At 70.0% G+C, this 20884-nt stretch carries 20 protein-coding genes; 7 read left to right on the plus strand and 13 right to left on the minus strand.

The annotated features are described in order from the left end of the window. The first annotated feature begins 7 nt into the window (after positions 1–7). Complete coding sequence (locus MFF24_RS22305; RefSeq protein WP_238227884.1) at positions 8–1495, plus strand: AMP nucleosidase; 1488 nt, start codon at positions 8–10, stop codon at positions 1493–1495. A gap of 153 nt (positions 1496–1648) precedes the next feature. Here MFF24_RS22305 and MFF24_RS22310 read toward each other — a convergent pair whose 3' ends face one another. Both MFF24_RS22310 and MFF24_RS22315 read right to left on the minus strand, forming a co-directional pair. After that, entirely contained in the window at positions 1649–3025 is a 1377-nt protein-coding gene (locus tag MFF24_RS22310) for a TAXI family TRAP transporter solute-binding subunit (RefSeq protein ID WP_373322738.1), read from the minus strand. Between the two features lie 291 nt (positions 3026–3316). Then, positions 3317–3562, minus strand: coding sequence for a hypothetical protein (locus tag MFF24_RS22315; RefSeq protein WP_238227886.1), 246 nt, complete (start codon positions 3560–3562; stop codon positions 3317–3319). 247 nt (positions 3563–3809) lie between these two features. On the opposite strand from MFF24_RS22315, the gene MFF24_RS22320 reads away from it, so the two are divergent. Continuing rightward, on the plus strand, positions 3810–4397 hold the full coding sequence (locus MFF24_RS22320; RefSeq protein WP_238227888.1) for a phospholipase A2 family protein: 588 nt from the start codon (positions 3810–3812) through the stop codon (positions 4395–4397). An 86-nt stretch (positions 4398–4483) separates the two neighbouring features. On the opposite strand, the gene MFF24_RS22325 is transcribed toward MFF24_RS22320, so the two are convergent. Further along, entirely contained in the window at positions 4484–6964 is a 2481-nt protein-coding gene (locus MFF24_RS22325) for a PBP1A family penicillin-binding protein (RefSeq protein ID WP_238227896.1), read from the minus strand. Positions 6965–7213: 249 nt separating this feature from the next. Here MFF24_RS22325 and MFF24_RS22330 point away from each other — a divergent pair, with 249 nt between their 5' ends. Further along, a complete protein-coding gene (locus MFF24_RS22330) occupies positions 7214–8452 on the plus strand; it encodes an MFS transporter (RefSeq protein WP_238227898.1) in 1239 nt (412 codons plus the stop codon). Then, entirely contained in the window at positions 8449–8574 is a 126-nt protein-coding gene (locus tag MFF24_RS28895; protein WP_283214539.1) for a hypothetical protein, read from the plus strand. The genes MFF24_RS22330 and MFF24_RS28895 overlap by 4 nt, the downstream gene beginning before the upstream one ends. Positions 8575–8682: 108 nt before the next feature. On the opposite strand, the gene cydB is transcribed toward MFF24_RS28895, so the two are convergent. Beyond that, positions 8683–9726: a cytochrome d ubiquinol oxidase subunit II gene (gene cydB, locus MFF24_RS22335; RefSeq protein ID WP_108938750.1), complete on the minus strand. Its 1044-nt coding sequence runs from the start codon at positions 9724–9726 to the stop codon at positions 8683–8685. A gap of 69 nt (positions 9727–9795) precedes the next feature. Next, positions 9796–10164 (minus strand): hypothetical protein, encoded by a 369-nt coding sequence (locus MFF24_RS22340; protein ID WP_238227900.1) that lies wholly within the window; start codon positions 10162–10164, stop codon positions 9796–9798. A gap of 389 nt (positions 10165–10553) precedes the next feature. On the opposite strand from MFF24_RS22340, the gene MFF24_RS22345 reads away from it, so the two are divergent. From MFF24_RS22345 to MFF24_RS22355, 3 genes are all read left to right on the plus strand, one after another. After that, positions 10554–12512: a PAS domain-containing sensor histidine kinase gene (locus tag MFF24_RS22345; protein ID WP_238227955.1), complete on the plus strand. Its 1959-nt coding sequence runs from the start codon at positions 10554–10556 to the stop codon at positions 12510–12512. A gap of 112 nt (positions 12513–12624) precedes the next feature. Continuing rightward, complete coding sequence (locus MFF24_RS22350) at positions 12625–13371, plus strand: peptidoglycan-binding domain-containing protein (protein WP_238227902.1); 747 nt, start codon at positions 12625–12627, stop codon at positions 13369–13371. A gap of 247 nt (positions 13372–13618) precedes the next feature. After that, complete coding sequence (locus tag MFF24_RS22355) at positions 13619–13960, plus strand: DUF1491 family protein (protein WP_231345501.1); 342 nt, start codon at positions 13619–13621, stop codon at positions 13958–13960. A gap of 16 nt (positions 13961–13976) precedes the next feature. On the opposite strand, the gene MFF24_RS22360 is transcribed toward MFF24_RS22355, so the two are convergent. The 8 genes from MFF24_RS22360 to flhA all read right to left on the minus strand — a co-directional run bounded on the left by MFF24_RS22360 (position 13977) and on the right by flhA (position 20755). Continuing rightward, the gene (locus MFF24_RS22360; protein WP_238227905.1) at positions 13977–14972 is read right to left on the minus strand and encodes a DUF2336 domain-containing protein; all 996 of its coding nucleotides are present in this window, start codon (positions 14970–14972) and stop codon (positions 13977–13979) included. Between the two features lie 101 nt (positions 14973–15073). Then, a complete protein-coding gene (locus MFF24_RS22365; protein ID WP_238227907.1) occupies positions 15074–15967 on the minus strand; it encodes a dihydrodipicolinate synthase family protein in 894 nt (297 codons plus the stop codon). Positions 15968–16142: 175 nt separating this feature from the next. Next, positions 16143–16589 (minus strand): hypothetical protein, encoded by a 447-nt coding sequence (locus MFF24_RS22370; protein WP_108938745.1) that lies wholly within the window; start codon positions 16587–16589, stop codon positions 16143–16145. 3 nt (positions 16590–16592) lie between these two features. Next, positions 16593–16937, minus strand: coding sequence for a flagellar protein FlgN (locus MFF24_RS22375; RefSeq protein WP_108938744.1), 345 nt, complete (start codon positions 16935–16937; stop codon positions 16593–16595). Between the two features lie 6 nt (positions 16938–16943). After that, the gene (locus MFF24_RS22380) at positions 16944–17420 is read right to left on the minus strand and encodes a rod-binding protein (protein WP_238227909.1); all 477 of its coding nucleotides are present in this window, start codon (positions 17418–17420) and stop codon (positions 16944–16946) included. A 71-nt stretch (positions 17421–17491) separates the two neighbouring features. After that, positions 17492–17902, minus strand: a complete 411-nt coding sequence (locus MFF24_RS22385; protein ID WP_108938742.1) for a hypothetical protein — start codon at positions 17900–17902, stop codon at positions 17492–17494. A 4-nt stretch (positions 17903–17906) separates the two neighbouring features. Next, complete coding sequence (gene fliR, locus MFF24_RS22390; RefSeq protein ID WP_108938741.1) at positions 17907–18677, minus strand: flagellar biosynthesis protein FliR; 771 nt, start codon at positions 18675–18677, stop codon at positions 17907–17909. Next, positions 18674–20755, minus strand: coding sequence for a flagellar biosynthesis protein FlhA (gene flhA, locus MFF24_RS22395; RefSeq protein ID WP_238227911.1), 2082 nt, complete (start codon positions 20753–20755; stop codon positions 18674–18676). The genes fliR and flhA overlap by 4 nt, the downstream gene beginning before the upstream one ends. Positions 20756–20884: the final 129 nt, after the last annotated feature.

Below are 20884 nucleotides of genomic sequence, written 5' to 3' on the forward strand. Positions count from 1 at the left end.
AGGATGCATGGCCATCGACGAGTTGCGGCCGATGGAGGCTGTCGCCGACGCGGAGACGGCCGTGGATCGGCTCGAAGCGCTGCATGCCGGCGCGACCCAGGCGCTGCAAGTGGCGCTGGCGCGCTATCTCGAGCACCGGATTCCGCCGGATGCCACCGAGCGGCTTCAGTTTCGTTACCCCGAGCTGCGCCTGACCTATCAGCCCACGGGGCCGCTGCCGCGGCTCAACCGGGCCACCGCCAAGTTCCAGGCGCCGGGGCTCTACGCCACCACGGTGACGCAGCCCGGCTATTTCCGCGCCTACCTGCTGGAGCAGTTGCGGCCGCTGGTGCGCGATTACGGCGCCAGCATCGAGGTCGGCCTCTCGGGCCAGGAGATCCCCTATCCCTACATCGTCGAGCCCGGCACCGATCTCGGCGGCAGCGGCGTCAGCACCAGCGATCTCGCCACCCTGTTTCCGGTGCCGCTGCTCTCGGTCGTCGGCGACGAGGTGGCCGACGGGCTGTGGCTGGAAAGCCCCGGCGATCCGCGCCCGCTCGCCCTGTTCGACGGGGTGCGCACCGATTACTCCCTGCGCCGCCTCGTGCATTACACGGGCTCGGACTGGCGCGAGATCCAGCCCTGGATCCTGCTCACCAATTATCACCGCTACGTCGATGGCTTCGTCCGCCACGGGCTGGAGCGTCTGACCGCGGGAGAGGGGGAGCGGCTGGTGCTGCCCGGCGGGATCGTGGTCGAACAGGCCGATGCGGCCTCCGCCGACCCGGCGGCGGTGATCGCCGCCTCGCCCTGGCACAAGTACCAGATGCCGGCCTACCACCTCGTCGGCCGCGGGCCGGACGGGGCGCCCCAGGGCACGACGCTCGTCAATATCGGCGTCGGCCCCTCCAACGCCAAGACCATCACCGACCACCTCGCGGTGCTGCGCCCGCATTGCTGGCTGATGGTCGGGCATTGCGGGGGCTTACGCCAGTCGCAAACCATCGGCGACTACGTGCTCGCCCACGGATACCTGCGCCGCGACCGCATCCTCGACGACCTCGTGCCACCGGAGATTCCAGTGCCGGCGCTGGCAGAGGTCCAGATCGCCCTGCAAGCGGCGGCGGCCGCCGTCACCGGCGAGCGGGCCGACGCGCTCAAGCGCCGCCTGCGCACCGGCACCGTCGTGACCTACGACGACCGCAACTGGGAACTCCGCTTCAGCCAGGAGCGGCGGCGGATCAACCTGTCGCGGGCGATCGCGGTGGATATGGAGAGCGGCACCATCGCCGCCCAAGGCTACCGCCTGCGGGTGCCCTACGGGACGCTGCTTTGCGTTTCCGACAAGCCGCTGCACGGCGAGATCAAGCTGCCGGGTGCGGCCAACGCCTTCTACGAGCGCGCGGTGGCCGAGCATCTCCAGATCGGGCTGGCGACCCTCGACGCGCTGCGCACCGACCGGGCCGGCCTGCATTCGAGGAAGCTCAGAAGTTTCGATGAGCCTCCGTTCCGGTAGCATCGAACGCGGTCGGAATGGTCTTAGGAGGCGTTGCGCAGGCGGCCCGCGGGTCAGCATCGGGCCGCCGCACGTCCGCCCCGCAAGACCGAGCAGCCTTCGGATCTCCGCGAGCCGGGGTCCGCTCCCTGTGTAAGGCGGACACCCGCAAGCCTACGTCACGTCCGGTGCGCCTTCCGGCAAACCGTGCTGCCCGATACGGCGCCGGACCGTCGAACGGGCCGCCTCGATGGCGACGTTGGCCGCACCCAGCGTGCGCGGTTCTGTCGGCCGGTTTAGGGCATGGCGCGCGATGCTGGCGGCGAGATCGTCGATCTCGGAGGCCATGGTCGCCAGACGTCCTCGGTCCGTCTCGCGTCGGGCATCGGAGCGAAGTTCCAGCAGGCGCGTCGTGGCCACCTCGATTCGCTCCCGGCGGATGCGCCCGAGGCGCTGCCGTAGCCAAGCGAGCGTCGAGCCGAAGCCGCCGGCCAAGATGGCGACCAGATAGATCCAGCTTTCGTAGCGCTCGATGAAGGTCTCCTGCTCACGTTCGTAGTAATCGAGCGCGCCGGGATGGATGGGAAGGCGGGCGCTGGTGGCGTCCGCGCTGTCCTCGTAGGCCGGGTGCGTGAGGCTCTCCGCGGCCGGCACCTTGTCCGCCAAGGCAGCCCGCATCTCGAACAGGTGCTGCGTCACCTCGGCGGCGACGCTGCGTGACAGGTTGGCGCGCGCCATCAGACGATAGGACGAGCCGACGGTCGTGACGTCTTCGGCGGGCAGGCGCGGATTTCCACCGAACAGAGAGGCCGGAATCGTGGTCGATTGCAGGCGCGGCCAGCGCGCCAGAACCGCGCCGGTCTCGGCGGTTCCGACAAGCGTCGCGCCATCCTCCCCGCTCGCATCCTGCACGAGGCCGACAACGCGCCGAGCGGCCGGCGATGTCGGGGTGGAGACCAGGATCATCGCGTCGATACGTCGGTCTCGAAGGGCCGCTTCGATCTCCGCCTCCTCGATCGGTACGATGGACACGGCATTCGGCGATAGGATGCCGGTTGCTGCCTCGGTCGGCATCTCCAGTCCGTAATGGTCTGCAAGGTGGCCGACGAGTGTCCGGTCGGCCTGTCGACCGGCCAGCAGACCCAGCCGCTTGCCGGCGAGATTCGGGAGACCGGTGATGCCGGCGGAGATTGGCGCCGCAACGAAGACGGCAAGTTCCCTCAGGACGACGAGGGTCAAGCCGTTGCCCGGCATCGCGACATCGGGCCTGACCACCGCGAGGTCGGCTTTTCCGGCATTGAGCGCTTCCGCGCTCTCGCGCACGCCATCGAACGGGATGACCTTCAACCGGATGCCGACCCGTCTTCGGACGAGTTCGTCGGCATAGGCGCGCAGCAGGGCCGGTTCGGTCCCGCCACTCGGAGCGACGGCGATAGTCAGGGTCGTGGGCCGTGTGAGGTAATACGCTGCGGCGGCACCAAGGATCAGAACTGGCGTCAGACCGAGAAGCAACAGCGCTTCCCGGCTCCTCGAAAAGGCTGACTTCCCCACCGACACACCCCCAGGACGCGGGACAGGCCTCATGCGCGCCACGCAATCCGATTCGGCCTATGTCGCTGATGATACGGAAATCGCAAGTGCTGTATCGGATTGCAAGACGCGGTTTGGACGGGACTTGCTGATTTGTGGTTTAGAATCGGAATATAAAATATCTATTGCGCAGAAAAATCAGGAAACAAGGATTTACCTCGTGTAAATACGATGCTGTTGGCCGGCAGGGGCGAGCAACTGCCGTCCATCGTTGACCCACTTGCGCCGCGAACCGTCCCCGGCTGCGAAGCGTCAACCCTTCTTCTTGTACGCCTGAATCGCAGTGCGGCAGCCGGGGGAGAGCTGGGACATGTTCTTCTGGAAGCAGGCCTGGGTCTCGGGGCCGTCCTCGGGCGGCAAGCCGGCACAGAAGGTCGTGAAATCACCGGCGCATTGCTGTTGAAGAACCGCCTTGTCCTCGTCCGACATCGGCGCGGCCAACGCAGCACTGCCGGCCAACAGGGTCAAAGCAACACCCAGCCCAAAACGTCCCAGCATGATCTGCTCCCAAGGTGCCCAACCGATCTGGGCTGAAGGCGAGAACGCCGCGGGATCTTCAATCGTTGCACATTCTCATCGGCTCGGTGCGTCGTCGATGACTGCGTGTGCGATGAATGTTTCACACGCAGCACTTGTCCGCCCGGAGCCATGTTCGCATCGATGCCTATTCGATCGATGCGCGTCCGGCCCTGAGGAACGAAATCGGCAGACTCCAAGTTGATCGGTTCGCAATTTGGGGGACACGATGAAATCTCATCTTCTCATCGTGCTTGGGCTGATCTGTCTGATCCACCCGCATGATCTTTCAGCACAGGGCGCCTTGGAAGAAGTGCCCGCCGCGACGACGGAGGCCGATGAGCCCCGCCCGGGACCTCCTCCGCCGCTGCCGGACCTCTCGGATCCGAACGCCCGCGCTGCGGAACCGCTGAACGAGCCCGGCGCAAGCTCCGGCATCCCGAAGACGCTGCGCGGATCGGGAGCCAGAGCGGGCGGCCCGGCCAACGATCTCAACCCGGGCGGACAGGCCGAAGCCCCGGCACCGCCGAAAGGCGATCTCGACAAGGTCGTGGCCGGCCAAGCCCTGTTCCACGGCCATTACTGCGGCAAGGGCCAGCGCGGCGACGGGGCGCCCCCGATCGACGAGCTCGACGCGGCCTGCATGCGCCACGATGCCTGCTACGACACCAGCGGCCATCCGTCCTGCGCCTGCGACGCGGCGCTGAAGCGCGAGGCGTCGGCCGTCGCCGACAGCCCGCGAGTCTCTCTTGAAGTTCGGCGCCGGGCGCTCAGTGTGGTCGAGGCGACGGCGGCCATGGCGTGCCGCATGCCCTGATCATCGACGACGCCCGTCGCGGTGCATGGGCCACGCGTCGCCCGTCCTCGACCGCGAGGGATGGGGGCCGATCCCCCGGCCGCCTCTCACCGCTCCCGCTGCCACAAACCGGCCCGCTCGGCCCGGGCTTGATCCTCGGCCTCGATCAGGTCGCTCGGTGCGTCCTCGCTTGCCCGCGCCCCGCCGGCCGTCACGATCAGGGCGGCGAGGTCGTCGCCGTCGAGGCGGCAGCGGGCGGAGGCCGGATCGCCGGAGCAGATCACCTCGCGGCGGCGCAGGTAGCGCGCGAGCTGGCGGGCGAGCGCGCCGCTCTCGCCGACGACGCCGAGCAGATGCACCTTGCGGCCGCGGATCGTGAGCGTGCCGGTATCGACCACCTCGGGCACGCCGCGGACCTCGCCCGTGGCCGGCGCCGCGGGCGTGGGCGCCACGGCCGCCGCCGGGGCCGGCTCGGCCCGTGCGGCGGAGGGAGCGGGGCGCTTGCGGCCCTTCAGCACCTTCTGCGCACGCTCCACGAAGTCGTGGAAGACGCGGGCCGGGATGTCGCCGCCGGTCACCTTGTTCATCGGCGCGTTGTCGTCGTTGCCGACCCAGACGCCGACGATCATGTCCGGGGTCAGGCCGACGAACCACGCGTCGCGGTAGTCCTGGCTGGTGCCGGTCTTGCCGCCGACCGCGAGGCCGTTGACCCGTGCTGCCTTGCCGGTGCCGGATTCCACTACCGCCTGGAGCGAGCCGAGCATCATGGACTGGACCTGCGCGTCCATCGCCGCGCCGGGCTTCGGTGCCGTTCGCTGGAACAGCGGCTGCGGCGTGTTCCCGCGGACCGTTCGGACGAGGTAGGGCTCCACCGGCACGCCCGGCCCGAGTACGCCGGCATAGGCGCGGGTCATCTCGAGAAGCGATACGTCCGCCGTGCCGAGCGCGAGGCTGGGCACCGCCGGCAGATCCGCCTGCACGCCGAGCCGGCGCGCCTCGGCAACGATCGCGGGGATCCCGACCTCCTCGCCGAGCTGCGCCGCGATGGTATTGACGGACAATGCGAAGGCCTGGCGCAGCGGCAGCGCTCCGCGGAAGCGGTTGTTGGAGTTCTGCGGCTCCCACTCACCGATCTGGGTCGGGCGATCGACGAGAACGCTGTCGGGGAAATAGCCCCGCCCGTAGGCGGCGAGGTAGACGAACAGCTTGAACAGCGAGCCGGCCTGCCGCTTGGCCTGGGTCGCGCGGTTGAACTGGCTGTCCTCGTAGTCGCGCCCGCCCACCATGGCGAGGATCGCGCCGTCGGGCGCCATCGCGATCAGCGCGCCCTGGCCGACCTTCTTCTTGCCTCCCTCCGCGTCAAGGCGGCGGGCGAGCACACCCTCGGCGAGGCTCTGGAGCTCGAGGTTGAGCGTCGAGCGGACGGTGACGTCGCCCGATTCCTGCGTCAGTCGCTTCACCTCGCCCTGCACCGCGTCGAGGAAGTAGTTGGTGCCCGGCGGCGTCTCGGGCGGGGTGTGCAGGGTCAGCTTCTCCGCCCGCGCCTTGTCGGCCTCAGACTGGCTGATCGCGCCGGTCTCGACCATGGCCTGGAGCACGAGGTCGGCCCGCTCCTTGGCGCCGCCGAAATTGCGGGTCGGGGCGAGTTGCGAGGGCGCGCGCACGAGGCCGGCCAGCATCGCCGCTTCCGGCAGGGTCAGCTTCTCGGCGCCATGCCCGAAATAGCGCCGCGACGCCGCGTCCGCTCCATAGGCGCCGGCACCGAAATAGGCGGTGTTGAGGTAGCCCACGAGGATCTCGGGCTTCGTCAGCGTGCTCTCCAGGCGCAGCGCCAGGAAGGCTTCCTGGATCTTGCGCCGGAGCGTCTTCTCCTGGGTGAGCGAGGTGAGGCGGGCATATTGCTGGGTGATGGTCGAGCCGCCCTCGCGCACGCCGCCGCCGGTGGCGTTGCGCCACATGGCGCGGGCCATGCCGCGCAGGTCGATGCCCCAGTGGCTGTAGAAGCGCCGGTCCTCGATCGCGACGATGGCTTGGGCCAGCCGGGGCGGCAGCGTCTTCTCGGTCAGCCGCTCGCCCTGGAACGCCCCGCGGGTGGCGAACGAGCGCCCGTCCTCGGCCTCGACCACGAGGGCGCGCTGGGCGGCCTCCGGCGCCACGCCGCCGAGCGGCGGCAGGGTAGCGAAGGCGGCGAAGACGTAGCCGGCCAGGATCACCAGCGGCAGGCCGACGAGGACCGCCAATCCGATCACCCATGGCCGATGGCGGCGCGGGCGAACGGAGTGACGGGGGAAGGGCTGGCTCTGTGTGTCCGGCCGCTCGACCGGCGCCGGATCCGCCACGGGCGCGGCCGGCGCCGTGCGCGGGCCGGTCGAGCGGAGGCGGTCCGCCGCCCGCGCGAAGACCGGAGCGGTCCCTTTCGCCGCTTCCTTTGCCGCCGCCGTACCGCTGCGCCATGCGCCGCGCCCCGCGCTGCCGGCGAGCCGGCCGAGCTGGCGCGCGAGCAGGGCGGCCGCCCGCGCGGCCTCGCGTGCCGCCGCGCGCGTCTCGGCCTCGTCCGCGCCCGGCCTGTCAGGTCCCTGGCCCGTCATCGCGAACCGTTCGCCGCCTGGCGGAAATCCCACATCATGCGGCGGACCTTAGCGGAGCGGAGGCCGCCAAGGCTACGCGCGTGGAAGCGGCGGACCGCGAACGGGGCGGACGGGTGACCCCGGCGCCACGCTCGGGTGCCGCTCCCGTCACGTGAGCGGTCATGCGGCATCGGTCATGCGGCCTGGGCCGGTTCTGCCGAGGCCGGGATACGGACTATGATCCCGGCCGATTGTCCCGGATCCGCGACCTTGATCCCTTCCCCGCCTCTTCGCCGACCCGCCCCTTGGATCGCGCTCGCCTGCGGCGCGGTGATCGTGACGATCGCCATGGGAATCCGCCAGGGCTTCGGCCTGTTCATGCGGCCGGTCGAGTTGGATTTCGGCGTCGGGCGGGAGGGCTTCGGCCTCGCCATGGCCGTGCAGAACCTGATCTTCGGCCTTGCCCAGCCCTTCGTCGGCGCACTGGCGGACCGGTTCGGTCCCGGACGCGTCGCTGCCGGCGGCGGCCTCCTCTACGCCATTGGACTCGCCCTGGCAGCCCTCGCGTCCACGGCGCTCGGCCTCACCGTCACGCTCGGGCTTCTGCTCGGCCTTGCCATGGCCGGCGTCACCTTCGTCGTCGTGCTCGGGGCGGTCGTGCCGCTGATGCCGCCGGGGCGGCGCGGCGCGGCCGCCGGCATCGTCACGGCGGGCGGGTCGGTCGGGCAGTTCCTGCTGGTTCCGGCCACGCAGATCGCGGTGGACGGACTCGGCTGGCGCGGGGCGCTGCTCGCCGCCGCCGGCCTTGCCGCGCTGATGATCCCCCTTGCCATCGGCATCGCCCGCAAAGCCGGCTCCGCTGGGGGGCGGACGGCCGTGACACCTAACGACATCCCGCTCAGTTCCGCCATACGGCAGGCGGCGGGCCATCGCGGCTACTGGCTGCTCAATGCCGGCTTCTTCGTCTGCGGCTTCCACATTGCCTTCGTCTCGACCCACCTGCCGGCGTTCCTGACCGATGCCGGCCTCGATCCGGGGATCGGCGCCCGTGCGCTCGCCTTGATCGGCCTGTTCAACATTCTCGGCTCCTACGCCTTCGGCGTCGCCGCGGACCGGCTGCGCAAGAAATACGTGCTGTCGTGGATCTACTTCGCCCGCGCTGCGGTGATGGCTTTGTTCGTCGTCTTTCCCCTCACCCCGCTCACCGCGACGCTGTTTGCCTGCGCCATCGGCTTCCTCTGGCTCGGCACCGTGCCGCTGACGAGCGGCCTCGTCGGGCAGATCTTCGGCGTGCGCTACCTCTCGACCCTGTTCGGCATCGTCTTCATGAGCCATCAGGTCGGCGCCTTTTTCGGCGCGTGGGGCGCGGGCTTCATCTTCGCCCATACCGGGTCCTACGACGCGGCCTGGACCCTCTCACTCGGCATCGCGCTGCTGGCGGGCCTCCTCAACCTGCCGATCCGCGATGCTCCGCTGGCGCGCCCGGATATGCAGACGAGGCCGGCATGAGCGGGCGGGACGAACTCGTCGTCCTCGCCCTCCTCGGCGCGCTGACGCTGGTCGGTGCGCTGCTCTGGGCGCGGGAAGGCGTGACGCTCTGGCTTGCCGCCGCCTTTCCCCTCTGCCTCTGACCCGCTGCCCGCCTCACCGCGCGATGGCGCGGATGAAGTAGACGAGCGCCGTGAAGGCGAGGAGGCTCAGACCGTAGAGGGCGGCGAACCAGAGGATGCGCCGGACGCTCAATGGTAGCTCGCCGCGTTCGGGTCTTCCTCGATCTTGCCGCGGAAGACCCAGTAGGCATAGGCCGTGTAGGCGAGCGTCAGAGGCATCACCACGGCGTAGCCGACAAGGGCGAATTCCAGCGCCGAGGTCGCGTTGGCTGCCTGCCAGATCGTCAGCTTGGGCGGCACGATGTAGGGGAACAGGCTGATCGCGAGACCGAGGAAGCCGAGCAGGAACAGGGCGATCGAGAGAAGGAAGGGCGCCACCTCGCGCCCGTCCTCGATCGCCCGCCAGATTCGCCAGCAGACGAAGGCGGTCAGCAGCGGCACGGGCGCCACGAACAGCAGGTTCGGCCAGGAGAACCAGCGCCACTGGATGTGGAGCCCGAGGAACGGCACCCAGGCACTGACGATCGCCATCGAGACGACGGTGCCGATCAGGAACTGCTTGGCCTTGATCCGCGACCAGATCTCCAGTTCGCCCGAGGTCTTCATCACGCACCACGTCGCGCCGAGAAGACCGTAGCCGCAGACGAGGCCGATGCCGGTCATGACGCTGAAGGGGGTGAGCCAATCGAAGGTGCCGCCGGTAAATCCCCGCCCTTCCGTCTGGAAGCCCTGGACGAAGGCGCCGAGCACCATGCCCTGCGCGAAGGTGGCGACCAGCGAGCCGTAGTGGAACGCGTTGTCCCACACGATCTGCGAGCGCTCGGCCTTGAAGCGGAACTCGAAGGCGACGCCGCGGAAGATCAGCGCGATCAGCATCAGGATGATCGGCAGGTAGAGCGCCGGCAGCAGGATCGCGTAGGCGACCGAGAACACCGCGAACAGCCCGCCGCCGCCGAGCACGAGCCAGGTCTCGTTGCCGTCCCAGATCGGCGCCACCGAGAGCATCATTCGGTCGCGCCAGTTGCCGGGGCGCGCGGCGGTGAAGAGGATGCCGACCCCGAGGTCGAACCCGTCGATGACGACGTACATCGCCACCGCGAGCGCCAGAAGGCCGGCCCAGATCAGCGGCAGCCAGAAGGCCAGGCCCTCGTACTCGTTCCCGAAGCCGAACATCGTCGCTCCTACCCGGCGGGCGGTACACGCCCGTTATAGGAGCACCGCCTCATCAGGCCAGAACCGCGCTCAATGCGATGTGGGTCCCCGCCATGATGGCCGGCGGTCGCTGGCCGAGAGGGTGTCCGCGGAGGGACGCGGCGATGGGACTGGTCCGGCGGCTTGTCCGGCGAATTGACCCGCGACGTGGCGGGCGACGGCATCCGCCCCGGCCCGCACCATCTCCTCGCGGGCCTCGGGCGGCAGCGCGTTCACGGCGTTCACCAGCGCGCCGATGCCGCCGGTGGTCAGGCGATCCATCGCCTCGCCCGTCGCGGTCTCCGATGCGATCCCCGCCGTGGCGGCGCGCGGCGGGGCCGGCGACGGTCCGTCCTGGCGCTGGAGCGCGAGAAAGGACAGGGCACCGATCACGAGGGCGGCGCGCAGGAGAAACGACATCGATCCGGTTCCAAGGGGCGCTGCTTGGCCGGCTCGGCCGGCGCGAATTCCTGATGCGATCCTGCCATCGTCCCGGCACGGCGGGATGAAGCGCGAGAGACGAAAACGCCGACGTGGTGAACGAAGCCTTTTTCCGCCCGATGCCGCCCTCTCGCAGGCCCGTTTACCCTCTGCGGAGCATCGCCGGGGCCGGTTCCGGGTGCTGTGAAGAACGGGGATCGGCGCCTCGGCCGGGGTCCGCAGGGGCCGGTCGCTGCCGCGGTCGGCAGCAAGTGAGCGACCCTTTTCATCCTCGCTTAAACCGGCTCTGCGACGGTTTGCTCGAAGATCGTAACGAGTAGTCGAGGGGCGCGGGCCACCCGTTTTCGGGCTTGGATTTCGCGCTGTGCGTGGTGGTGTTGCGTAAGAACGGTGCCCTTGCCTCCCTCTTCGATGCCCGTCTCGCCGGGCTGGTCCACGCCTCCGCGATGGCCGAGCCCGGCGTGCGATTCCGCCACGAGCGGTTCCTAATCTCGCGGCTCGCCACCGGCGCCGCGATGATGGCCGGGCTGCCGCCCTATCTCGTCTGGCGCGGCGTCCCGAGCGGCATCGAGGCGATCGCCATCGCGAGCCTGTTCCTGCCGCTGCTCGCGGCCGTCGTGCTGTCGCGCACCGGCTCGCTGTGGGTCGCCCATGCCCTGTCCTCGCTCGGCCTGACCGGAATCGTCGTCTGCCTCGCCGCGCTGACCGGCGGCGCGAGTTCGGCCGCGGCGATCTGGCTGGTGGCGGTGCCGCTCGAGGCGATGATCTCCGGCTCGCGCCGGGCGACGATCGCGGCCTCCGTCATCGCCGTCCTCGGCGCCTTCGCCGTCGCGCTGAGCGGCTACCTTCCGGTCGGAAGCCTCGCGCTGACGTGGCCGAACGCCGTCGTCATGCCGGTCTTCGCCGTCACCGCCATCGGCCACATCGCGGCGCAGGCGATGGAGCACATGCGCCGCGAGGGCGAGTGGCGCACCCGCATGCAGGACAACGAGGCCCGCGACCGCCTGCTGCTCTCGGCCATCGACGACCTCGTGACCTGGCACGATTCGAATGGCCGCGTGCTGGAGGCCAGCGGTTCGGCCGCCCGCTTCGTCGGCGCCGAGGCGAGCCGCCTGCGCGGCCACGGCCTGCTCGACCGGGTGCATATCGGCGACCGTCCGGCGCTGCTCCAGGCGATCAGCGACGTCGCCGCCCACGGCGCCCCGGCGACCGTCCCCTTCCGCCTGCATCTCGATGCGCCTCGCAGCGACGGCAGCCGCACGATCTTCGCCGAGATGCGCGCGCATCGGATCGAGGCGGGGCTGGCCGGCGCCAACGGCTCGACCGTCGTCGCCGTGACCCGCGACGTGACCGAGCACCGCCGCCACGCGCAGGAACTCGACCGGGCCCGCGCCGAGGCCGAGCGCGCCGACGAGGTGAAGACCCACTTCCTCGCCACCGTCAGCCACGAGCTGCGTACCCCGCTCAACGCCATCATCGGCTTCTCGGACGTGCTGGGCGGGGAGGGCGCGGTGAGCCTCTCGCCGGAGCGCTCGCGCGAATATGCCGGCATCATCGCCCAGTCCGGGCGTCATCTGCTCGAGGTCGTGAACACCCTGCTCGACATCTCGCGCATCCGCGGCGGCCATTTCGACTTCCAGCCCGAGCCGGTGGATGTCGAGGCGCTGATCCGCAGCTGCTGCGACCTGATGCGGCTCAAGGCCGACGCCTCGGGCGTCACCCTGGCGAGCGCGCCCGTGCCCGCCGGCTGTGCCCTTGTGGCGGATGCCCGCGCCTGCCGCCAGATGCTCATCAACCTGATCTCCAACGCCGTGAAGTTCACGCCCCGCGGCGGCCGGGTCGAGGTGATGGTGCGCCGGGGCGGGGCCTATTTCGACCTCGTGGTGAGCGACACCGGCATCGGCATCACCGAGGCCGACCTGCCGCGGCTTGGCGACCCCTTCTTCCAGGTCGGCGGCGGCTACGGCCGGACCCACGAGGGAACCGGGCTCGGCCTCTCGGTGGTGCGCGGCCTCGCCGGGCTGCACGGCGGTGCCGTCTCGGTCGAGAGTGCGCCGGGCAGGGGCACGGCCGTCACCGTGACGCTGCCGCTCGATTGCAGCCGCGCCAAGGCCGCCACGACCGCCGGTAAAGCGGGGCTCGACAGCGCGAAGATCGTGCCGGCGCAGAACCAGCCGGCACCGATCCGCACCTCGGTGCGGGGGGCGGCATCGGAGCCGGCGCCCGAGCCGATCCGTCTGCCGGTCGGCCTGTTCGATCCCGCCCCATTGCCTGCCCCATCGCCCAACCCCCTGCCTGTCAACGCCCCGATGCGCCGCGCCGGATGAGCCGAGCGAACGCAGCGTGGCAGACACCCGGAGCAGGGTCCCTGTTCTTGCATCGTCGTTTCCGGAAGGCTGGACCCCGCCTTTCGGGACGATGCGCTGAAGGAGCGAAATGATGCGCGAGCCGCCCGCCCGACGGGACCAGCGCGAGATCGTCGTCCCCGGTGACATGCGCGCCGGGCGAGGCCCGGCCAGGTCGCCGCGCCGCAAGCCGGTGCCGCGCGGACCGACTGCCGCCGGCTGGCAGGCCGCCGCCCTGTCCGCAGCGAGCGGGGCCGGACGGTTCTGCCTGCGCTATCCCGGCGGCGTGTTTGGAACGCTGCTCGGCGCCGGCGCGGCGATCTATGTCTGCGTCAACGCCATGGGCCTTCAGGACGGGCCGCACCCGGCGCCGATCCTGCCGACCGTCGAGTCGAAGCCGGTAGCGGCAAAGCCTGCGCCGCCGCCGGTGCGGGAGGTCCGCACCGTGGAGGCGCCGAAGCCCGCCCCGGTGCGGGAGGCGCCGGCCCCGCCCCGCGACGCGATCGCCGACATGATCCGCTCCGGCGAGACGACTGCCTCGGTCACGCCCAAGGCGGAACGCAAGCCCGAACCGAAGCCGGCCGCGAAGGAGAAGGCCGAGGTGAAGGCGGATGCGGGCAAACCCGAGAGCCCGAAGCCCGACCCCACCGTGATCCGCGTCCAGCGCGCGCTGGCCAAGCTCGGTTACGGTCCGCTCAAGGATGACGGCCTGATGGGACCGGGCACGAAGGCGGCGATCGAGAAGTTCGAGCGTGACCGCAAGCTGCCGGTGAAGGGCGAGGCCGTCGGGCCGACCCTGCGCGCCCTGACCCGCGAGATGACCGCCAAGGCGAACGGATAAGGCGAGCGGATAAGGCAGGATCGGCTCGATCGCTGCGGTTTCCCCTCCGTCGTCGCGAGGCGAAGCGGACGCGATCCAGGGCGCGCCCCTTCCGAAGAGGTCGCGCGGCTGGATCGCTTCGCGGTCGCTCGCGATGACGGAGGGGAGCGAAACCCGATGCACTTCAGCGAAAAGCGGGTCGTGTCCGCCCCCCAAGCCGCGCCTTGCGGCCCTCGCCATCCAGGCGGCGGGCGCCTATGAACCGGGCATGCCACGCCTTCGCTCGGATTTCTGGGTCTCCGCGCAGTTGCGACGCCTCAATGGGGAAAACATCCCGGCGGTGCAGCGTCGGCGCGGCGCGGCGGAGGCGGGAGCGATCTTCGTCAAGATTGACCGGCTCGACGGCACCGCCGACCTTTACGGCCCTGCGCCGCAGGCGCTGATCGAGGCGGAGGATCCGGGCGAGCGCCTGTTCACGGCGATCCTCAGCGCCGCCCCGTCGCCGGATGTCGAGGAGCGGCTCGCCCGCGAGATCCGCTTCGATTCCGATCTCTGGATCGTTGAGATCGACGACCGCGAGGGTCGGCACGGCCTGCCGCTCGCGGAGTAGGTTTTTTCAGCCGGCGTCAACTGGTGCGGCGCAGACGCGTCGGGAGGAGGGTGCGGAAGCCGCCGCGCTCGGAGGCGGCCGCGGCCGGGCGCTTGGCCTCGGGGCCGTGCAGCGGCTGGTGCTCGCCACCCGTGCGCTCCATCACGGGTACGCCGAGGATCGCGCAGAGCAGGTCGCGAGCCGTGGCCCGGCTCGTCTCGCGAAACAGCGTGACGAGGGCGAACACCCGATCGACCGAGCGCGCCACGTTGTCGTTGAGCGTGAGGAAGACGAACACCGCCTCGCCTTCGCGCAGATCCGCGGCCCGCAGCGCGAGCGTCAGCAGATCGTAGCGCGCGGCCGGATCGACTGCCGCGCTGAGATAGTTCGGCGGAAGGCCGAGCCCGTTTCCGAGCGCGGTGACGAAGGCCTGGATGTCGCGGGAATGGGAATGCTCGACGAGGCTCGTGGCCAGAGCGCGGGGCGCCGGTGGGCAGGGCCGCAGGGCCGCAGTGGCCTCGACGGCCTCGGTTATGGCGCGGCGCTGCTCGGATTCGGCGAAGAGCCAGAGCGGCGCGAGGTCGGCGGGCGGGATGTCGGGCCGGCCGAGCAGGGTGCGGGCGAGATCCGTGTCGGTGCGGGCGCGGGCGAGCAGGCGCTCCAGCACTCGGGTGCCGATCAGCGCGCCGGGATTTTCCGCGATCGCCCGGTCGGTTTCCGCCTCCGTCTCCCGCTCGCGAGGCGGCGCGAGGGGAAAGCCGCGGGTCGCGAGGGCGGCGCGCACGCCCTCCGGTACGTCGGGGCAACCGTCGAGCTTTTCGGCGACGACGCGCAGCGTGTCCTCGTCCACGGTCGGAATCAGACCCGCCGCCAGGGACTCGAAGGCCTGGAGGATCGCCCGGTCGTGGACCGGCGCGGTCAGGAACAGGTCGGTCTGTACCCGCAGGATCACGGGCTTCAGGTCCAGCGCGGGGTCGCGCGAGAGCTCGATGAGGCCGGACAGGTCCGGCGCGCCGGCGACCGATGAGGACATGGCACTCGATTACGCAGAACTTACTCTGATGGTGAGTCAAACAGTTCTGCGTGAATCGACCTTTAAGACCGGCCAGCGGCGATTGTCCCGCTGCGGCCGATTCAGGAGAGGTCGAGACGATCCACCACATCCGCCACCCGCTGCCGGAGGGGTTCCGGGAGCGGCAGGATCGGCCGGGGCGGATCGGCCCGGCACAGGCCGAGATGGCTCGCCGCTGCATAGATGACCCGCAGACTGGTGAACTCCTTGAACAGGTCCCAGAGCGGCTGCATCCGTGCGTTGAGCGCCCGCGTTCTCGTGGCGTCGCCGGCCTGCGCCGCCCGCAGAATCGCGAGGCAGGTGTGCGGAAACAGCCCGGCGGCGACGCTGTACCAAGCCTCGCTGCCCGCGAGCAGCGCCTCTGCTGCGTTCCAGTCCCCGCTGGTGCCGAGACGGAACTCGGCCGGCACGGCCCGGCGCAGGGCGTCGAGATGGTCGGCTACCGCGTCCGGATCCGGCGCCGGACTCTTGAGCGCACAGATGCCGGGCACCTGCGCCAGTCGCCCGACCAGCGAGGGCGCGAACCGGAAATGCGTGGTGCCGGGATTGTCGTAGATGCAGATCGGCAGCCCGCTCTCCGTCGCGACGGCCGAGAAATGCTCGGACACCTCCTCGTCAGTCAGCGGCGTGTAGGAGACGGCGGCCAGGAGCCCTGCCACGGCGCCCGCCGCCCGCGCGTCCTGCGCCAGCGCGATCGCTTCGTCCGTGCGCAGAGCCCCGACGCCGACGATGACCGGTACCCGGCCGGCGGCCTCGTCGAGGGCCGCGTCGAGGGCGCGGCGGCGCTCTTCGCGGGACAGATAGGCGTAGGTGCCGGTGCTGCCGAGAAGCCCGATCGAGTCCACGCCCGCGCGCACGAGCGGGGCGATCAGGGCGCGCAACGCCGCGGTGTCGACGCGTCCGTCGGCGGAGGCGGGGGTGATGGGGAAGGCGGACAGGCCGGTGAAACAGGTCATGGCCGTGGCAGGATGGGCGGGCGCCCGAGCGCGGTCAACGCGGGCTGGGAACATGGCCGCGGCGTTCAGCCCGATCCGTCACTGCGAGCGGAGCAAAGCAGTCCAGGGGCGCGGCGTCTTCGAAGGAGGCGGCGCCCTGGATCGCTTCGCTGACGCTCGCGATGTCGGAGCTCGGCTAGGAGCGTACTTCCCGCTTGGCCACGAAGTTCAATTCGTCGACCAGCACGTCCTTCACCACGTCGGAGCCCAGGCGCTCGTTCACCTTGGCGCGGATCTGGGCGAGCCGACCGTTGATGTCGTAGCGGGCGAGCTTGCGGAAATCGATCGTGGTGTCGCCGTAGATCTGGCGGAAGGCCTCATCCACCACGAAGGCGTTGGGGGCGACGGGCAGCGTGTGCATCAGCTTGGCATCCGCCGTGAAGACCAGCACGGCGATGACGTAGCCCTGGACCTTGCCCTCGGCGACCATCGGAATGTTGATGGGCGCGAGCTTCTGATATTGCAGACCCTCCAGGTAGGGCTCGGTCGACTTCGAGAAGAATCCGCCGCCATAGGTCACCGCCGCGTAACACGAGGCGATGGTGACCGCGCAGATCCACAAACCGCTGAAGAGGACGCGCATCGCTCAATCGCGTCCCGAATGTGCGGACAGGCGCGCGGAATAGGTGCCATCCGACTCGGCCGCCTGGAGGCTGGCCTGGAGCGTCTCGCCGACCTCCTCCACCGCCCGCAGATGCAGGGCGACCGCCTCTTGGTTGCGGATCAGCTTGTCGCGCAGGCGGGCCAGCACGATGCCGGTCTCGGCGTCCAGCGCCGCGACGTCGATGCCGCGGGCCAACCGCGTGAGTTCGAGCAGGCTCCGGCTTTTCGCCCGGTTGACCGCGTCGAGATCGAAGGCGGTGTTGGCGGCGAGCGCCTCGGTCTCGGCCTCGACGGTGGCCTCCAGCCGCTTGAGGGATTCGAGCAGCATCGCCGGTCAGACCTTGCCCGCCACGCCGGTAGCCGTGGGAGCCGCCGGCGTCGTGTTGCCGGTGGGATGCGCAGGGTTCAGCATGCGGGCGATGCCGATGCCGCCGGTCTTGGCGATCTGCTGGCCGATCTGTTCGGAGAGCATCGACTTCCAGATGCCGCCGGCATTGCCTTTGCCGAACACGGTCTCGGCCTTGGGCAGCATCGCCTCGACGAATTGCTGGATCACCTGCCCCTCGAACTTCCGGTAGGGGTCGGCGGTGCTGCTGCGGACGGTGTCGTTCTTCATGCTGGTGAGCGTCCCGTGGACGTCGAGCGGCATGTGCGTGGTGAGACCCACCTCGCGGGCGGCCTCGTCGGCGGCGCTGGCGAAGGCCGCCGGGTCGCCGGGCTGCGACAGCTTGGCTGCCGCCTCCTGATAGCGGGCCGGATCGGCGGCGCGGGCCACGTCCATGACGATGTCGGAAGGGGGGGAGATGCTCATCGCGCCATCGATCCTGACGCGGCGCGAACCGGTGCGCCGCTGACAATCGGAGGAACCCTAGACCCGCTGGCTTACGGGAGGCTTGCGTCCCGGCGCTGGGCCAGCCCGTCGAGCCGCTCCATCGCCTCGACCCGTTCGCGCTCGCGGTCGAGCAGCGTCTCGATCCGCTCGGCATTGAGTTCGGCGCGCTTGAGCGCGAGGCCCTGCTCGCGCACGTCGTCGGCTTGCGATGCCGCGATCCGTTCGAGTTCGGTCGCGCGAGCGGCGAGGCCGCGCAGGCGGCGGTTGGACGCTTCGAGGAACAGGTGCCCGTGGGCGGAGGAGCCGACGGCCGCCAGCAGGGCGGCGCGGTCCGCCTCGACGGCGTCGGCGTCGCGCCGGGTCTGGGCGAGCTGCCATTCGGCAGCCCGGCGCATCTGCTCCTGCACGGCGGTGAGCCGCTCGGCGCGCTTGAGGCGCTTGGCGATGTCGGCGGCGGACATGCGCTCAGCCCTTGCGCAGCCAAGCGAGATAGCCGGCCAGGAACTGGGTCATGAATTCGCTGGAGAGATAGTAGAGCAGGAGCAGCGCGCCGAACATCACGAAGGGCGTGGCGATGAAGTAGACCGGGATCGTCGGCGTCAGCTTGTTCACGAACCCGGCCGCGAGGTTCACCGCCACGGCGTAGATGATGAAGGGCGCGGCGATCCGCAGCGCCAGGGTGAAGGCCTCGCCGATCTGGTCGGCGAGGCGCACCAGCGCGGTCTGCGTGCCGAAGCCCTCGCCCGGCGGGATGCGGGCATAGGAATCGACCAGCCCGCGAAACAGCTCCCAGTGCAGGTCGGCGGCGAACATCAGCGCGACCGCGCTGAGGACGATCAGCGTCTCGACCGCGGGAATCGCGTCGCTGCCCTCCACCGGCGTGCCCGGCATCGAGCCGAAGCCGACCATGGTCGAGACCGCGTTCATCACCGTCTCCAGCACGAAGATGAAGATGCGCCCGAGCAGACCGATGAGAAGCCCGGTCACGCTCTCGCTGGCGATCCAGGCCAGCGTGTCCGTTGGCGCCTGCCCCGGAAGCCGACCCTGGAACAGCGGCAGCAGCAGCGGCGTGACCGCGAGCGAGACGCCGCCGGCGATGAGGAGCCGCACCTGCGCCGGCACCCGCGGGCTTGAGAAGCCGGGCACGATCAGGAGGCAGCCGCCGATGCGGCAGAAGATCAGGAAGGTGGCGAGGAAGGCGTCGCCGCCGAGCAGGCTGCCGAAGCCCGGAATCACGAGATGGTGCCCAGCGACTTGATCTCGACGCCGCGGGCGATCTCCAGATGCGAGAGGACGGGGAGCGTCGGGAAGATCCGCTCGATGATCATCCGCACGTAGGGCCGCGCGTCGGGGGCGGTGACGAGGGCGAAGCCGTGGACCTGCCGCATCCGCTCGCGGATCGCCTCGCCGGCCTCCGCGCCGAACTGCTCGACGAGGCGCGGATCGATGTCGAATTCGATGACCTCGCCCTTGGCGTCGCGCTTGAGGCTCTGGTGGAAGGTGAGGTCCCAGTTGGCGCCGAGCCTGAGCACGTGCAGCACGCCGTCCTCGGCGAGGTCGCCGCAGATCTGCTGGGCGACGCGCATGCGCACGTGCTCGGCGATCTGCTCGGCGCGGCGGGCATGCGGGGTGATCTCGGCCACCGCCTCCAGGATCAGGTGGAGGTTGCGGATCGAAACCCGCTCGGAGAGCAGCAGCTTCAGCACCGCCTGCAGGCCGGAATGCGAGATCTGCGAGGGGCAGATCTCGTCGATCAGCCGCTTGTATTCGGGGTCGAGCCGATCGAGCAGCGACCGCATATCCTTGTAGGACAGGAACTGGGGCAGGTTGTTGCGGATCACCTCGGAGAGGTGGGTGAGCAGCACCGAGGCGCCGTCGATCGCCTCGAAGCCGGAGCGGCGGATCTCGCCGGCATAGGCATCGACCACCCACAGCGCCTTCATGCCGAAGGCGGGTTCGCGCACCTCTTCGGCCGGCACGTCGGGGCGGGGCCCATCGCCGACGACGACGAGCAATTCGCCCGGGCGCATCTCCTGGGTGGCCGCGACCGTGCCGTGGATGCGGATCTGGTAGGTCTTGGGCGGCAGGTTGAGGCTGTCGGTGAGCTTGATATCGGGCACGACGAAGCCGTACTGGCGCGCGAACTTGCGGCGCATCTTGGCGACGCGGTGGTGCAACTCGGCGTGGCTGCCCTGGATCTGCGCGGCGACCTGCCGGCCGAGGCACAGCTCGATCTCCGGCGTGCGCAGCTGCTCCTTGACCGAATCCTTGACCTCGGCCTGCTTGGTCTCCTCCTCGCGCTTGACCTTGGCTGCGGCCAGCGCAGCCTGCGCCGCGCGGCGCTTCGGGATGGTGATCGCCACGAAGCCCATCAGGCCCGCGAGCGCGACGAACGGCAGGAACGGCAGGCCCGGCACGAGGGCGAACATCAGCATCAAGGCGGCGGCGACGATCAGCGCGCGGGGATAGGCGCTGAGCTGGCCGAGCACCGCCTCTTCCGCCGCGCCGCGAGTGCCGCCCTTCGAGACGAGGAGGCCGGCGGCGAGCGAGACGATCAGCGCCGGGATCTGCGAGACGAGGCCGTCGCCGACCGACAGCTTGACGAACACGTCCGCCGCTTGGCCGAGCGGCATGCCGTGGCGGGTGGTGCCGATGATGACGCCGCCGAAGACGTTGACCGCGATGACGATGAGCGAGGCCACCGCCTCGCCGCGCACGAATTTCGAGGCGCCGTCCATCGAGCCGAAGAAGGCCGATTCCTCCTCCAGTTCGCGGCGGCGGCGCTGCGCCTCCTTGTCGTCGATCAGGCCGGCATTGAGATCGGCGTCGATCGCCATCTGCTTGCCGGGGATGGCGTCGAGGGTGAAGCGGGCGCCGACCTCGGCGATGCGGGTCGCGCCCTTAGTGATGACGAGGAAGTTGACCGTGATGAGGATCACGAAGACGACGATTCCGATGACGAAATCGCCGCTCATCACGAATTGCGAGAAGCCCTGGATGACGTGGCCGGCGGCGTCCACGCCCTTCTGTCCGTTGGCCAGGATCAGGCGGGTGGTGGCGATGCCGAGCGCGAGCCGCAGCAGCGTCGCGATCAGCAGCACGGTGGGGAAGGCCGAGAATTCGAGCGGCTTCTGAATCCAGAGCGCCACCATCAGGATCAGCACCGAGAGCGCGATCGAGAAGGCGAGCCCGATATCGATCAGCACCGCCGGCACCGGCAGGAACAGAACCGCCAGGATCGCGACGATGCCGGCCGCGAATCCGAAATCCCGCCGCGACCGCTTCTCCAGGACGAGCGCTTCGCTCACCGCCATGACGTGAACCGTTCCCCTCAGGTCACGCCGCTTGTGACCTGGCAAGCTTGCGCGGGGATGGAGGCGCGGAAGCAGAAACGGACAACCACGAGGTCTGCCCAGGCCGACGGTGGGCACGGCGGATATGGC

The sequence above is a fragment of the Methylorubrum aminovorans genome, from assembly GCF_022179725.1.
Classification (GTDB): Bacteria; Pseudomonadota; Alphaproteobacteria; order Rhizobiales; family Beijerinckiaceae; genus Methylobacterium; species Methylobacterium aminovorans.

Excerpts from the sequence above, each read along its gene's own strand:
- MFF24_RS22305 (WP_238227884.1), top strand. The coding sequence starts at position 8 with ATGGCCATCGACGAGTTGCGGCCGATGGAGGCTGTCGCCGACGCGGAG.
- MFF24_RS22315 (WP_238227886.1), bottom strand. The coding sequence starts at position 3,562 with ATGCTGGGACGTTTTGGGCTGGGTGTTGCTTTGACCCTGTTGGCCGGC.
- MFF24_RS22320 (WP_238227888.1), top strand. The coding sequence starts at position 3,810 with ATGAAATCTCATCTTCTCATCGTGCTTGGGCTGATCTGTCTGATCCAC.
- MFF24_RS22325 (WP_238227896.1), bottom strand. The coding sequence starts at position 6,964 with ATGACGGGCCAGGGACCTGACAGGCCGGGCGCGGACGAGGCCGAGACG.
- MFF24_RS28895 (WP_283214539.1), top strand. The coding sequence starts at position 8,449 with ATGAGCGGGCGGGACGAACTCGTCGTCCTCGCCCTCCTCGGCGCGCTG.
- cydB (WP_108938750.1), bottom strand. The coding sequence starts at position 9,726 with ATGTTCGGCTTCGGGAACGAGTACGAGGGCCTGGCCTTCTGGCTGCCG.
- MFF24_RS22340 (WP_238227900.1), bottom strand. The coding sequence starts at position 10,164 with ATGTCGTTTCTCCTGCGCGCCGCCCTCGTGATCGGTGCCCTGTCCTTT.
- MFF24_RS22350 (WP_238227902.1), top strand. The coding sequence starts at position 12,625 with ATGCGCGAGCCGCCCGCCCGACGGGACCAGCGCGAGATCGTCGTCCCC.
- MFF24_RS22355 (WP_231345501.1), top strand. The coding sequence starts at position 13,619 with ATGCCACGCCTTCGCTCGGATTTCTGGGTCTCCGCGCAGTTGCGACGC.
- MFF24_RS22360 (WP_238227905.1), bottom strand. The coding sequence starts at position 14,972 with ATGTCCTCATCGGTCGCCGGCGCGCCGGACCTGTCCGGCCTCATCGAG.
- MFF24_RS22365 (WP_238227907.1), bottom strand. The coding sequence starts at position 15,967 with ATGACCTGTTTCACCGGCCTGTCCGCCTTCCCCATCACCCCCGCCTCC.
- MFF24_RS22370 (WP_108938745.1), bottom strand. The coding sequence starts at position 16,589 with ATGCGCGTCCTCTTCAGCGGTTTGTGGATCTGCGCGGTCACCATCGCC.
- MFF24_RS22375 (WP_108938744.1), bottom strand. The coding sequence starts at position 16,937 with ATGCTGCTCGAATCCCTCAAGCGGCTGGAGGCCACCGTCGAGGCCGAG.
- MFF24_RS22380 (WP_238227909.1), bottom strand. The coding sequence starts at position 17,420 with ATGAGCATCTCCCCCCCTTCCGACATCGTCATGGACGTGGCCCGCGCC.
- MFF24_RS22385 (WP_108938742.1), bottom strand. The coding sequence starts at position 17,902 with ATGTCCGCCGCCGACATCGCCAAGCGCCTCAAGCGCGCCGAGCGGCTC.
- flhA (WP_238227911.1), bottom strand. The coding sequence starts at position 20,755 with ATGGCGGTGAGCGAAGCGCTCGTCCTGGAGAAGCGGTCGCGGCGGGAT.